Origin of the sequence: Paenibacillus mucilaginosus 3016 (assembly GCF_000250655.1) — a bacterium.
In the GTDB taxonomy this organism is placed as follows: Bacteria; Bacillota; Bacilli; order Paenibacillales; family NBRC-103111; genus Paenibacillus_G; species Paenibacillus_G mucilaginosus.
The window spans coordinates 1,894,367-1,907,190 of sequence record NC_016935.1 but is presented as its reverse complement, the minus strand read 5'-3'; the positions used below and the strand labels follow the sequence as shown (position 1 = coordinate 1,907,190).

General features: G+C 47.7%; 13 protein-coding genes and 1 pseudogene. 4 read left to right on the top strand and 10 right to left on the bottom strand.

All coding sequences use genetic code 11. From position 1 onward, the window contains the following. Window positions 1-75 precede the first annotated feature (75 nt). Window positions 76-543, bottom strand: coding sequence for a hypothetical protein (locus PM3016_RS08620; protein WP_148279671.1), 468 nt, complete (start codon window positions 541-543; stop codon window positions 76-78). A 363-nt stretch (window positions 544-906) separates the two neighbouring features. Further along, complete coding sequence (locus PM3016_RS08615) at window positions 907-1,641, bottom strand: class I SAM-dependent methyltransferase (RefSeq protein ID WP_014369147.1); 735 nt, start codon at window positions 1,639-1,641, stop codon at window positions 907-909. A 269-nt stretch (window positions 1,642-1,910) separates the two neighbouring features. On the opposite strand from PM3016_RS08615, the gene PM3016_RS08610 reads away from it, so the two are divergent. Together PM3016_RS08610 and PM3016_RS08605 are read left to right on the top strand one after the other, a co-directional pair. Continuing rightward, a complete protein-coding gene (locus PM3016_RS08610; RefSeq protein ID WP_014369146.1) occupies window positions 1,911-3,182 on the top strand; it encodes an MDR family MFS transporter in 1,272 nt (423 codons plus the stop codon). Window positions 3,183-3,307: 125 nt separating this feature from the next. Beyond that, entirely contained in the window at window positions 3,308-4,189 is an 882-nt protein-coding gene (locus tag PM3016_RS08605) for a hypothetical protein (RefSeq protein WP_014369145.1), read from the top strand. A 585-nt stretch (window positions 4,190-4,774) separates the two neighbouring features. Here the strand turns inward: PM3016_RS08605 and PM3016_RS08600 are convergent. The 5 genes and pseudogenes from PM3016_RS08600 to PM3016_RS41560 form a co-directional block, all read right to left on the bottom strand. Beyond that, window positions 4,775-5,797 carry an NADP-dependent oxidoreductase gene (locus PM3016_RS08600; RefSeq protein ID WP_187298000.1) on the bottom strand — a complete coding sequence of 341 codons (1,023 nt, stop codon included), beginning with the start codon at window positions 5,795-5,797 and terminating at the stop codon, window positions 4,775-4,777. 354 nt (window positions 5,798-6,151) lie between these two features. Next, window positions 6,152-6,937 carry an SDR family NAD(P)-dependent oxidoreductase gene (locus tag PM3016_RS08595; RefSeq protein WP_013915093.1) on the bottom strand — a complete coding sequence of 262 codons (786 nt, stop codon included), beginning with the start codon at window positions 6,935-6,937 and terminating at the stop codon, window positions 6,152-6,154. Continuing rightward, window positions 6,934-7,641, bottom strand: coding sequence for an SDR family oxidoreductase (locus PM3016_RS08590; RefSeq protein WP_236628641.1), 708 nt, complete (start codon window positions 7,639-7,641; stop codon window positions 6,934-6,936). Before PM3016_RS08590 ends, PM3016_RS08595 begins: the two co-directional genes overlap by 4 nt. A gap of 346 nt (window positions 7,642-7,987) precedes the next feature. After that, complete coding sequence (locus PM3016_RS08585) at window positions 7,988-8,566, bottom strand: TetR/AcrR family transcriptional regulator (protein WP_014369142.1); 579 nt, start codon at window positions 8,564-8,566, stop codon at window positions 7,988-7,990. Window positions 8,567-8,949: 383 nt separating this feature from the next. Then, window positions 8,950-9,138 (bottom strand): annotated as a pseudogene (locus tag PM3016_RS41560) (IS110 family transposase); the annotation flags it as partial. 543 nt (window positions 9,139-9,681) lie between these two features. On the opposite strand from PM3016_RS41560, the gene PM3016_RS39455 reads away from it, so the two are divergent. Further along, on the top strand, window positions 9,682-9,990 hold the full coding sequence (locus PM3016_RS39455; RefSeq protein ID WP_238540468.1) for a hypothetical protein: 309 nt from the start codon (window positions 9,682-9,684) through the stop codon (window positions 9,988-9,990). Between the two features lie 236 nt (window positions 9,991-10,226). Here PM3016_RS39455 and PM3016_RS08575 read toward each other — a convergent pair whose 3' ends face one another. Next, window positions 10,227-10,958, bottom strand: coding sequence for an NADPH-dependent F420 reductase (locus PM3016_RS08575; RefSeq protein ID WP_014369140.1), 732 nt, complete (start codon window positions 10,956-10,958; stop codon window positions 10,227-10,229). Window positions 10,959-11,113: 155 nt separating this feature from the next. Between PM3016_RS08575 and PM3016_RS37195 the strand changes: the two genes are divergently transcribed. After that, complete coding sequence (locus PM3016_RS37195) at window positions 11,114-11,473, top strand: winged helix-turn-helix transcriptional regulator (RefSeq protein ID WP_174819280.1); 360 nt, start codon at window positions 11,114-11,116, stop codon at window positions 11,471-11,473. Between the two features lie 79 nt (window positions 11,474-11,552). Here the strand turns inward: PM3016_RS37195 and PM3016_RS08570 are convergent, their stop codons facing one another. Beyond that, entirely contained in the window at window positions 11,553-11,753 is a 201-nt protein-coding gene (locus PM3016_RS08570) for a tautomerase family protein (RefSeq protein WP_014369139.1), read from the bottom strand. 586 nt (window positions 11,754-12,339) lie between these two features. Next, window positions 12,340-12,789, bottom strand: a complete 450-nt coding sequence (locus PM3016_RS08565) for a VOC family protein (protein WP_013915087.1) — start codon at window positions 12,787-12,789, stop codon at window positions 12,340-12,342. Window positions 12,790-12,824 lie beyond the last annotated feature (35 nt).

Genomic DNA, 12,824 nt, shown 5'->3' with positions numbered 1-12,824 from the left:
TTCTCGGATCTGACCGGCTTCGATGCGACAGTCCCCTGCGGCGTCTCGATCTCCAGTACGAAGTACTGGCTCTCCTTAATATATCCGTTGTTGCTGGCGTATAAGTCGAACGTAAGCTCCCCCCTGGAATTCGCCGACCGGCTCCTTCACGTCCTTGCGGAAGCCCGGATTGATGATCTCGGTCTCCGTTCCTTTGTTCTGCACAAGACCGAGCAGCCAGCCGTCGGTCACCCGGTTCGTTCTCCACATACTGTGGTAGTTGTCCTCGCCATATGCATCGGTGGTACGCAGCACTACCGCATTGATCACCGTCTTCTGCGAAAGGCTCAGCCGCAGCTTGAAGTGGCCGTCCTTGTAGCCCTCCGGCTTGAAGTCCGCAATGCCAATCACATCGGAAGCGGTATCCAGCAGACTGAATTCTTTGATCGCCACCCCTGCCGGCGGTGTCTCACCGAATGCGAAGGAAACGCCGGAGAAAGCGCAGCTTCCTGCCAGAACCAAGCTGAGCATCGCTGATCGTGCTTTTGAATGAAATGAAGTCATCTAGGGGGCAGCCTCCCATGAGTTTTTGGTCCAACCCGAAACCTGTTTGACGTCATGCTTTCCGTCTCTTCCCGTCAAACGAACCGTTCAGGTGCGAAAAGCGATCGCGTATCTTTTCAATCCAACATCTGACCACCCCGCACAGCAGAAAAGATTGATTCCCTCGTTTCGTTTGCGGTCCCGCTGTTCCTGGCGATCGCTCGGTTTCGTTGATTTGTTGGTTCGTTCCTCATCTTACCAAAGGCCGCCGGACCGGAATATTACCCCATCGGATACATTTATGGACCCAATAGGGTAGGTAACTCCCTCCCAAAAATAAAAAAGGCCCGGAACCAAGTATGGTTCCAGGCTGCTTCTCCAAGTTCAATCCTTACCCGCCGCAGCCAGCAAGAACATCGGGCGGCGGACTTCATCCGCCCACGCCGGGTTCCTCTGCAGCATCTCCTGCGTAGGCTCCAGCTCGGACAGCTTCCGGAGACGGAAGCCGGCTTCGATGATCGCATTGACAAGGGCCGCCATCGTGCGGTGATACTTCACGACATCATGGTCCAGGAAGCGGGCCTGGCGCGGGCCCTCTTCGTGATAGCGGTCCACCGGCCAATGGAGCTTCTCCCCCTGCGGACCGTAGTGCCAGTCCTGCGCCGGGAGGGCGGTGAAGATCGGATGCTCCACGGAGAGCACGAAGGTGCCGCCGGGGGCGAGGCAGTGATACACCTTCCGGCAGATGGCGTCGAAGCGCTCCACATAGTGCAGGGCCAGCGAACTGATCACGACATCGAATTCCCCTTCGCTGAAGTCGATCTCTTCCACGGCGAGCTGCCGGTACTCGATCTGAGGATCGCTCGTCATCGCTCTGGCGCGCTCCAGCATATTCGCCGAAAGATCGATGCCCACTACAGACCGCGCTCCCTGTTCCCGCGCATAACGGCAGTGCCAGCCAAAGCCGCAGCCCAGATCAAGCACTCTTCTGCCGTCCAGCTCGGGCAGCAGGGCGCGGAAGTCGGCCCATTCCCCGGCGGCCTCCAGGCCGCCCAGTGACCGGGGCATCTGACTGTACTTGCCGAAGAACCCCGGTTCATCGTATTTATTCTCTTTCATCCCGGAACAAGACCTCCTGCTCTTTGCGTTTCTTTGCGTGTCGCCTTCATCCTGCTGTGCAGGAATCAAAAAAGGCGCTTCCGGTAGGAGCGCCTTACATCCATTCACGAATAAATGTTCGATTGGTGAAGCAGCTAAAGCAGACAGGGGACGTGCTTGATTTTCATATTAATAGTATAAATCATCGTTCAGAATAAGTCTATATTTTCCCAGGAAATTAATCTATATTTTGGATACCCCGGCCGGGAACATATCGGATTGAAAAGAGGATGAATCTTGTGCCCTTCCATATATGGAGCGTGAATCTGAAAGTCCGGTTGACCGGTGAAGCGCTGTTTCACCTGCTGTTCTGGATGTACTTTCCGTTCATCACCGTCTACTTCAGCGAAGCACTGGGCAGCCATACGGCGGGCCTGCTGATGACAGTCCCCCCGCTCTTCAGCATGGTTGGCCATCTGCTCGGAGGCTCTCTTGCGGACCGGCTCGGCCGGCGTCCCGTGATGCTGCTCGGTGCAGCGCTTCAGGCTGGGATGTTCGCCCTGTTCGCTTTGTCACCGTCCCCCTGGCTGGACTATGCCGCCTTCATTGGCCTTGGTCTGGGAGGAGCCCTCTACAAGCCGGCCGGTGCCGCGATGGTGGCCGACCTGGTTCCCGCACCGGACCGGCGCCGGGTCTTCGCCGCCTTCGCGACGGCCAATAACGTCGGCGCCGTGCTGGGGCCCGCCCTTGGGGCCGTCTTCTACTTCCACTACCGCCAAGAGCTGCTCTGGACCTGTACGGTTGTCCTGCTGCTGTATTGGGCCGCCATGTACTTCGTGGTGCGGGAGACCCTGCCGCCTTCAGCGAAGACGCAGGCAGATCCCTCTACCCTTGTTCTTGTGTTCCGGCAGCAGTGGAAAGGGTACGGCGTGATCCTCAAAGACCGCGTGTTCCTGCTCTATATTGCGGCAGGCATCCTGGCCTTGATTCCCATCATGCAGCTCGATCTGTACTTGGCTGTCTATGTGACCGAGTACGTCCCCGCTCAGGCGCTGTTCGCCTGGAAGGAGGATTCCCCCGTTGTGTCCGGCACGGAGATCTACGGCTGGCTGCTGGGATTCAACGGTCTCTTGTTCGTCCTGTTGATTCTGCCGGTAACTAAATGGCTCTCCCCTTGGTCCGAGCGAAGCGTATTCATCCTGTCATCGCTGCTGTCCGGAATCGGCACCTTCTCCCTCGGACTGAGCCCCCATCTAGAGTTCCTGTTCTTCGCAACGTTCCTCTTCACCTTGGGTGAGATCGTACGCTCCCCCGTGACCCAGAGCTTTATCAGCCGCTATGCCCCGGAGGATGCCAGGGGACAGTATCTGGGCGCGGACAGCCTGCAGAATACAATCGCGCGGTTCCTGGCTCCACTGACGGTGTTCCTGTCCGGTTGGGTCCCTCCCATGGGAATCTTCAGTCTTATCCTGATGTCTTCACTCATCAGCATCGTTCTGTATATCCGATTGTTTAGAATCTACAGCCATGCCACCCGAGACTGCGAAGGGCTGAAGGCTTGAGCCTAAGGCCATCCAGGCTGCCGGTCCTGCACAGGCGGCTTGGATAGCCGGAGCCACTGCAACATTTTCCCATCCATTACGTTCAGTTAGTATAGATTCGGTCGCATCCATCCTTAGGAGGTACCATGCAGAATTACATAGACATCCTGAACATCAAAAGAAAATCCCTCGCCTATCATTACGAACAGATCGAAGCCTGCTTAAGAGACTTCAGCTCAGACCATCTGCATGTGCTGATCGGCGAGAGCAGCGCCCTGATGGAAACCATCAACAGCTGCATTGAAATCTCGAGAATGTGCGCCTACAAACAAAGCCCCGTCGATGTCATGGCCTATATGGAGTCTCAGGACGAGTCCCTTCGGACGGAATTGAAATACATCCAGCAGTGGGTGGAGACGAACCGTAAGGACAATGTCTTCCTCTTCTCGGACCAGCGGGAGATCTACATCAAGCCGCTGCGCGTAAAGAACAAATTGGAATATACGGACCAGCGGGAGTGGATTCCCTATCTTCGGGAAGTCAGGGAGCTCGCGGAGAAGATCACGCAGGACTTCATGGACATCTACGCGAACAGCACCGTCCACTACGACCAGTCCTGGAGAACCATAGACATCCACCGGTCTTCGTTTACATGCAGAGAGTGCGGCGCATTCGTCACCAGTATATTGAGCCATATAGGAAATTTGAACAGCATTGCACTCAAAGATAGAGAAAGCTATCTTCCCCGCCTGAGCTACGTGTACGGAACGGAAATCGTCAAAGCCGGCCTGCTCCCCTGGAGAGGCGTGAGTGAAATCACGAACCATGACATCCTGGTTTCCACCGAAGGCCTTTATATGGATATGAAGAAAGAGCCGGCCACAGGCTGCTGCGGCCCCGACGGATCAACCTTTAATGTATTCTGCCGAAATGGGCACCCGGTCGGGAAGGAAGCGGCGGACTGCTGGATGCCTCATTTTATCCGCTTTCCCTTGGACCGGGTGAACCGGTATGAGAATATAGACTGACTTGGGAGTGAGAAAAGCGTGCAGCGCAGCCCATTCTACTGTCGGTTGGCGACGATAGTAAGGGTTGCGTTCCATCATGGGACTCCCACACGAAGCTCCATGCTCATTCGGTGATCTGGTCTGGCACATCTTTTGTAACAATTGAACCGGCTGCCACAATGGAATTATTCTCCTATTCACCGGGCAGAATTGCACAATGGCCTCCAACCCAAACATTGTTGCCAATCGTAATCGGTATGCCGTACCCGCTTTTATTTCGGTCCTTTGGTCCAATGTTATGACCAGCCCTGTAGATCCCAACATTCGGGGCGATCATGCAATCATTGCCTATATGGACCTTCGCCATATCCAAAACGGTAGAAAAAATCACCCGCCGTTTTAAACTATCTGCCCGTTACTTCATTGAAGAAGGGAGCAGCTGCCGCGCGGCGATCTGCTCCATGGTTATAGCATTCACACTGAAACCATACTGCCCAATCGTCAACAAGCCACCGTGGAGATCCGCGGCGGCCTATCTAGATTGTTTATGGACAAACGTTTCCCGATAACGTAATCAGCCAAATGCTACAAAGCGTGCATGCGGTGTTAAAAGGTTATAATCACTTTTCCTTCGGAGTGGCCAGTAGAAACTTTATTTAAAGCCATATTAATGTCATCAAAATTGTAAACTGAATCTATAGCGGGCTTAATATCTTCATCCTCAACTAGTTTCGTCAGTTTTTGTAATTGCCTGCCATTGGCGGACACGAATAAGAAGCGATATTCTTTATTCTGTTTAGCTGCTAATCGATCTAAACGAGCACCTACTAAACCAAACAATAGCTTTTTCCATATCGGAAAGTGATTTTCAACAGCAAAGCGGTAATTGGGTAAAGCCTTCAATGATACCAATTTCCCTTGGGGTTTGAGAATAGCAAGTTCCGTTTTAATTTCTTTTGCCCCTAATGTATCGATAACATAATCAATATTAGATAGCAAATCAAAATAATTTTCCTCTTTATAGTTAATGAATTGATCAGCGCCGATGGACAGTGTACGTGATCTACCTCTTTCACTGCCGCTCGTAATCACATATAGCCCCATCGATTTGGCAATCGGGATTGCCATCGTACCAAAGCCCCCGGTTCCTCCAGGAATAAATAGCTTTTTATCAGGTTGAACATGAAGTACATCATGCAAGGCTTGATATGCAGTCAAAGCCGTGAGGGGTACCGCGGCGGCCTCAATAAAAGAAAGATTTTTAGGCATAACGGAAATCGCATCCTCATGAACTGCCGCATACTCAGCAAAAGCTCCGATTTTATTTATTGGTAGCCTTGTATAAACGGGATCTCCAACCTTGAATTTCACAACCTCTTCTCCAACAGCCTCAATAACGCCGGATAGTTCGTTTCCTAAAGTTAAAGGGAAGTCATAATCGGCAATCATGCGAATACTACCATTTAAAATAAGGATGTCTAAGGGATTTACACCTGCAGCTTTTACTTTGATAAGAACCTCGTGGTTATTGATTTCCGGTATTTTTATATCGTTTATTTCTACTTGGATTTGTTTTGAATATTTTTTCATTTGTGCAGCTTTCAATTCTTCATCTTCTCCTTTTCTCATTTATCTTTTCCACAATCTGTGTAACCCTCGTTTCCGTTACCAGAGTACAATGTTTACGATCTGCTTCATTCAAAGGAAAGCCTTCTTGAAGACGTTCAACTAAGTCCGGATTAGCTAATGACCATACTCCGACTGGCGCCATTCAGCAAGGCCATTATCAATATCTACACTAAGATCTTGTAGAAGCCCGTCCAGCGCGTACCATCCTCTTGCGCTCTACTACGTATCATTGGTGCCATCGCTAACCGATGGGGGAATTCCAGGTTACCAATTTTAGTTTTGCTCCACAGTTTTTCCATTTTAAAAATTCCTCTTTGAATTGAGTTTATTCTATTAACTCCAATGTTTTTTCGATTATCGCTCCACTTTAGCCTGTGCGGATCTGACCGCATTTGTCATGAGCTTGCGAGGCAGCAACCGCGGCAAGAACGCCATGAACTTGTTGCGCCCCCCTGTTATAATTAAAGTCTTGCCCCGCAAGAATTCGCGATATCCTATGTCAGCCACCTGCCCAACCTCCATGACGCCGCTTCTAAACAGCTTTGAGGTGGCTAGCCCAGCACGATCGACAAAGCCAGTCGCTGTCGCTCCCGGACAGAGTGCGGACACCGTCACGCCTGTGCCGCGCAGCTCATTCTCCAAAGCCTCAGTGAACGATAGTACGTACGCTTTTGTCGCGTAGTAAACTGCCATCAGTGGCCCAGGAAAAAAAGCCACTAACGAAGCCACATTCAGCACGCCCCCTTGGTGCCTTTTGACCATATCCGGTAAGAACACCTTCGTCATTACAGTCAGAGCCTTGATATTAATGTCGATCATATTCATCTCTTGCTCCAACTGTGTCTCCAAGAATTCTCCGTACAAGCCGAAGCCCGCATTATTAACAAGAAAGTCGACGCTGATCCCTTTTTCTTCAAGCTCCCTGTAGATTTCCTCTGCCACGCCAGGTAACGCAACATCTTTGGCGATGTATGTCGTTTGGACACGGTACTTTTCCCGATATACCCTCGCGAGATCCACGAGCTTGTCCTCGCTGCGTGCGACCAGCACCAAGTCGTATCCGTCTTTGGCGAAACGATCCGCCAGCTCTTTTCCAATTCCGCCTGACGCTCCGGTAATTAGTACAGTTTTGCTCATCATTTAAGCTGTGGGTAAATAGCAGCTACGCCGCCAGCGAGAGCACGCTGGAGTTGACGGCTCGGTTCATCAGCAAGAATTTCGAAGCTACCGGACTCTATTCCATCAATTGCAATTTTTGCAATATCAGCAGGGTTGGACTTCGGAGCTTCAACGCCTGATGTCATGTCTGTATCCATAAAGCCCACATGCAAGCCAGCTACTCTCACATTTTGAGGATACAGATTTAAGCGCAACTCGTTCGTCATTGCCCACGCAGCCGCCTTTGCAGCCGAATAAGCGCCTTCACTCCCGCCACTACTGAACCATGATAATGCGGAAAGGATATTCAGTATGGATCCCCCACCATTATTAATAAGAATAGGTGCGAAATTGCGAATCATGGATAATGTGCCAAAGAAGTGCGTATTAAATTCCAACTGTATTTGATCGAGATCACCGTCAAGCAAAGTAGCTCCTGTAGCCGAGCCTGCATTGTTGATCAGAAGCGTAACATCTTGAGCGGCCATAGCAGCTGCCGCTACCTCTTGAGGGTTCGTAATATCAAGCTTTACAGGAATTGCACCGGGAATGTCAATGGACTGCGGATTTCTGGCTCCGGCATAAACCTTAGCTCCTCTGGATATAAGTTCAAGGGCGAGATGGCGGCCAAAACCTCGGTTCGCGCCAGTGACAAATGCAACTTGTTGAGAAATATTCATTTTCATGTGCTCCTTTTATTGTATTTTGTTTATGAAATTGTTTTTTGAAGCTATTCGGTCTGCGTTTTGATACGTAGTAGATACGGTAGCGAGTATTGCTCGATATCCGCCCCTTATCGAGAACGATCATTCCCAATTACGCAAAAAAAAACCTGCGTGCCTTATCCTGTTATTTTTGTGTGTTGTGTTGTTTGTTATTTTAACTGCGCTGATAAATTTCATTGTAAAGCAAAGCTTTAGAGCTTCTTTCTGCGATCATAGAATGTTCATTCTAAAATAGACATATAATAAATCGATCTGAAAGAGCATGGATTAACAGAAGGGAGACTTTTCACATCTGAACTGACTACCCTCATACTTCCAGAAGTTTCATCGAAATATGAGTAATGCGGTGAAGCTTTTCTTTTGAAGCCGAGGTCCTTGCCATTACCCTTAACCCAATCCATACATTATGCAGGTATCCCGCCAATTCCTCAGCATTGTATGTGGAGGTAAATTCACTTTCACGCTGTCCCCAAAGAATAATCTCCTTGAGCAATTGCTCTGCTGTCGTGAATGCTTTCGTGGCCTTGTTGTCCACTTCGACGTCGCGCGCCGCCAATTCTACGGCCGAATTCACCATTAAGCAGCCGGCTGGCGAGTCCTCATCCCCGTCGATCATGAAGCTAAAAATAAACTGTAATGCCTCCGATGCGGTCTTGGATCGTTTAACCCCTCTTGCAAGCGCGGCGCTGATTTTGTCGTCAAACCGATCCATCGCTTTCAGGAACAGACTATGCTTATCTCCAAAAGTATCATACAAGCTTCTTCGATGAATACCCATATGCTCAACCAATTCGGTCATGGACGTTTTCTCGTACCCCTGCTCCCAAAAGAGCCGCATCGCCTTATCCAAAACCTCTTTCTCTTCAAACTCCTTGCTTCTCGCCATTCCCATCCCCCTCCCTCAATTAATATAACATATTGAGAACGATCAGTAAAGAATCGTCATGTTCTTTTCTGAATGACATAATATTTCCACTGAGTTGGTTGTCCTACAATTCTACATATTGGAACTATCCTCCCTCTATGGAGAATCCATTTGCTCTTAAATGCTCAAGTTTTCTTCACAATAGACAGCGTCGATATGGATTGAAGTTGTAGATGAAGAAATATATAGGATTAGCGAGGCAAAAAGGAGTCTCCACTCAGACCAGCCTCTTTAAAAATGGCTATCTTGGTAAAGTATGGTTGCATCTTTGGATCTCCACATGTGCTCAGACCCAGCCCATGCTTTGCGGCTTCTCTCAGGTGCTTATCAGGGTTTCATCCGGAACGCTCCAGCCAGTTATGGACACGTGCTTGTACAACGCAAAGGTCAGTGGTCAGGTGATCGCCAATTTCCATCGCCCCCCTCAGTTCAGCATAAACGCCCTGAGGAAGATGGGTTACGGCTTATCTCCCGTCTTTGACCAGCTGTGTTAGGTAATAAGCAAGGTTTAGCCAGTAGTGGCCGGTCGGCTCCGTAGAATTCATCTTGTAGTCTCAATGCTACCCTTTAGCTTAACAAAAAAGGATACCCTCCACGTTTACTATAGAGAGTATCCCTTTATTTTTGCACTTCTTTAGAGCCTGTCTCAGCTTTCTTTCTCCTCAGTAAAGCGTAGGAACTGGACGACAAGAAACAAATCTCACATGTCTTGGGTCCACTACAAATTGGAACCAAAACCTTCCATTCCATCGATAACCGGAAACCTCACTGTATTCAGCAGCAGTCGGATAAAACCAAAAACTTTCCCCATTCCATAACCTTACAAAGGTATATTGATACAAGCAGTCAACGAAATAAGAACTTGTCGGATTCATTGGGATAACTGGGGGATGACTCGGTACCGATGGAAAGCCAAACGGTGGTAATAATGCCATAATGAACTCACTCCTTGGTAACAATTGCTTCTTTTCATAATTATGCATATGCCTAGTCTAAGGTTCGTTTTCGGCTGAGATAATCAAAAAAGCTCCCAAGCAATTAGCCTGAAAGCTTCTTTGGTATAAGGAGGCACTCACATGGGCGCGCTGCTGACAGACGATCCAAACATCTCTTCAGCTAGGCAAGAGGCCGCGGCGTTCGACCTCTATACAGCACTTTATTCGAGTATTTTTATGTTGTTCCATATTTTTTGTGAACCAAAATTAAAGCTCAAGCCCGAAGGCTTGAGCTTTAATCCATTAGATCATCCAACCTGCCCCCAGAACGATGACCAGCAGAATATAAAGTACCAGGATTGTCGCCGTGCTTGTAACGAAGCCTTTCACGCAGCTCATGTTTTATCCTCCCTTCGGAACCGATACCGTATTATATGGATGATTGTGTAGATCTGATTAGGCTGAATAAATAATTGGGTGGGTATTTATTTTTCCATAAAGATACTCACCGATGACATCGATGGGCGTACATTCTTCAGTACAACTAAGTTATAGGTGATGCAGTATGATGACTATATATGATGGAACTCCGTTCATAATCCTCCCTTAGCGGAAGAAAGACTGCCGGATAATAACCGGCAGCCCATTGTTCATTCAACTAACGTTCCTCGTTTAGTTGAAGTAATTTATGAATTAAATACTTCTCTATTAGCTCTAACAACATCATGAATGGAAAATGTACCACCTGAAGCTGCTAGCTTTTCCATCACCTTATCGCGCAGAAATGGCGCTTTTTCTTTATTCGCTTTAGTTAAGGCTATGGTTAGTTCCTCTTTTGTAAGTTCGGTGCAATACGCAGGGGTTCCTGGCTGTTGTCTCCACGAATCGCTTAAAGAACCACTATCTACAGCGTCGAAGCCTAGGTCGTTTGCGACACCCATAATTATTTGTTTATGGGATAGGTCATCACCAGCAATCGCTATGGCAATGCGTCCATGAGTCCCTTCGGGAGCTCCATGATGTTCTAACGTATAGGCTAAGAAATTGTTGAAAGCTTTAATGATAGGTCTACCTACATGTTTGGATACCCAAACACTTTCAACCATCCCGTTCTCAATCTCTTCGATTTTACCGCTCAATTGAGGATAATAATTTGAAGTGTCTACAATGATTACTTCCTCCGCAACTTTATCTATAATGTTGCGAATGCTTGGCAGCGCGTGGAAAGGGATCGATGTTATAAGAACATCAATATTGTTAATTACATCTTCTACGATCACAGGTGTTCCTGCAAGATTTTTTCCTTCCAAGCGTTCAATCCCACGAGCATCTGCAATCTTGACATCATGTCCATTATCAACCAATTTTTTCGCAATATTAGACCCAATTGCTCCTGCACCTATAATTCCAAATCTCATTTCCATTCCTCCAATATCCTATTTTTGTGATCCCCTGATTGAGTTATCTGTATGCATGTACTAATATATATACGTTGCTCGGATATTTGAAGAAGGCAATTAAAATTAACATAGTACACTTTTTCGTACCTAACAGCAGAAATGAGTTGATTAAGGTGTCTAGAATAAATGAAGATGGATTTAGTGAAGAATGTAAGAAAGATCATAGAGAGGTATATGGCATCGCTTATACTCAAAACATACTTTCGGGACGTTGGAAGTATCTAATTCTTTGGTTTTTAAAGTTTAACCCGCGTCGATATAATGAAATTAAGACTCGTTTATGGGGAATTTCACAAGGGTCCCTAACAAAACAACTTCGAGAATTAGAAGCGGATGGCTTAATTAATCGCAAAATTTATCCAGAGGTACCTCCGCGTGTTGAATATTCATTAACATTAAAAGGAGAGGAATTAATTCCCATTATTGATTTAATGGAAGAATTCGGGAAGAAGTTTGGGGATAAAATAGATTGACTTCAATAGAACAGGGAGCAGCGCAGCGCGGCCTGCTCCCTGTTCTGGTTAAACTATCGCTCCTCGTTAACTTAATGACTCATGATTCACTCCTACGAAACTCATCAGTCAAAACACCGCTGAACCCCCAATTTTCATCATCAATTTCTTGAATAACAATATGGGTATGTTCAGGCTTCTTACCAAGTACATTGACAAGGGTCTGAGTAAATTCTTTAACTATTTGCGCTTTTTGCTCTCTGCTAGCGCCTTTAGTAATCTGAAGATTAATATAAGGCATCGTAACTCTCCTCACTAAATGTAGAATCAAGTCTCATTTTATAAATTCAATCCATGAAGAGCAGACGTTTTCTGACAGGCTACCTCTGTGTCTCTTATTGAGCTAAGGTACCGAGTTAGCTTAACCGATTGCTCAAAAATGCGTTCTGTAACAGAATTAATTCATCAAACCCAGCCGATCTACCAGGATGTCTCCATCTTGGAGTTTGAGCACAGCGTGTTCAGATTTATAATCCCAGCCATTGCTAATGGCGTATTGAATTAACTTTGCACAAGTAATTGTCGACTACAATTTTCTTGAATTCCTTTGTAAAAAGCTTCAATAGTATGATTCTCCTCATTAAGAGATCCGCATCCAATTCAGTTGCGCAAATCCGTCTGGCCGGCTGCCGTCATGTTGTTATGGAACTATTATCTCTTATTAATTTAACGATACCAGCTTGTTTTCAGAAAGTTTGAAACTAGATTCTCCAGGCTACCGGCCCCACACGTATCATTCTGTTGAACAACTAGCTAAGGTGTAATCTTGCGAATTCATGAGCCTGAATGAGATTTTCGAATCATTTCGAGGGAGCGTAACCGTTTTATTACTTGAGCTGCTCGCTCAATCCGACGATGATGCCTTCGGGACCGCGGATGTAGGCGAGTCGATTCGTATCCCCGTATTGCACCACTTCGCCGACCAGTTCGGCGCCATGGGCAAGCAGGCGCGCGACCACGTCATCGATGTCATCGACGGCGAACATAATGCGGCGGATCCCCAGTTCGTTCACCGGAGCCTTCTCCGGCCCAGTTCTGAGCGCATCCGGTGTGTAGAACTTGTCCAGCTCGATCCGTCCGTGGCCGTCCGGAGTGCGCATAAACACGAGGGTAGCACGGACGTTCTGAAGGCCAATGAGACGATCTACGGAGGAGCCCTCGACGGTCGTTTCGCCCTCCAACTCGAATCCTAGTTGGAGAAAGAAGGCTTTAACGGCTTCGAGGTCGTCAACAACGATAAGGACGTTGTCCATTCGTAGTAATTTATTTTTTATCATATTTTCCCTCCTTATGAATTAAAAGTCATGATCTC

Excerpts from the sequence above, each read along its gene's own strand:
- PM3016_RS08620 (WP_148279671.1), bottom strand. The coding sequence starts at position 543 with ATGACTTCATTTCATTCAAAAGCACGATCAGCGATGCTCAGCTTGGTT.
- PM3016_RS08615 (WP_014369147.1), bottom strand. The coding sequence starts at position 1,641 with ATGAAAGAGAATAAATACGATGAACCGGGGTTCTTCGGCAAGTACAGT.
- PM3016_RS08610 (WP_014369146.1), top strand. The coding sequence starts at position 1,911 with ATGAATCTTGTGCCCTTCCATATATGGAGCGTGAATCTGAAAGTCCGG.
- PM3016_RS08605 (WP_014369145.1), top strand. The coding sequence starts at position 3,308 with ATGCAGAATTACATAGACATCCTGAACATCAAAAGAAAATCCCTCGCC.
- PM3016_RS08600 (WP_187298000.1), bottom strand. The coding sequence starts at position 5,797 with ATGAGAAAAGGAGAAGATGAAGAATTGAAAGCTGCACAAATGAAAAAA.
- PM3016_RS08595 (WP_013915093.1), bottom strand. The coding sequence starts at position 6,937 with ATGATGAGCAAAACTGTACTAATTACCGGAGCGTCAGGCGGAATTGGA.
- PM3016_RS08590 (WP_236628641.1), bottom strand. The coding sequence starts at position 7,641 with ATGAAAATGAATATTTCTCAACAAGTTGCATTTGTCACTGGCGCGAAC.
- PM3016_RS08585 (WP_014369142.1), bottom strand. The coding sequence starts at position 8,566 with ATGGCGAGAAGCAAGGAGTTTGAAGAGAAAGAGGTTTTGGATAAGGCG.
- PM3016_RS39455 (WP_238540468.1), top strand. The coding sequence starts at position 9,682 with ATGGGCGCGCTGCTGACAGACGATCCAAACATCTCTTCAGCTAGGCAA.
- PM3016_RS08575 (WP_014369140.1), bottom strand. The coding sequence starts at position 10,958 with ATGAGATTTGGAATTATAGGTGCAGGAGCAATTGGGTCTAATATTGCG.
- PM3016_RS08570 (WP_014369139.1), bottom strand. The coding sequence starts at position 11,753 with ATGCCTTATATTAATCTTCAGATTACTAAAGGCGCTAGCAGAGAGCAA.
- PM3016_RS08565 (WP_013915087.1), bottom strand. The coding sequence starts at position 12,789 with ATGATAAAAAATAAATTACTACGAATGGACAACGTCCTTATCGTTGTT.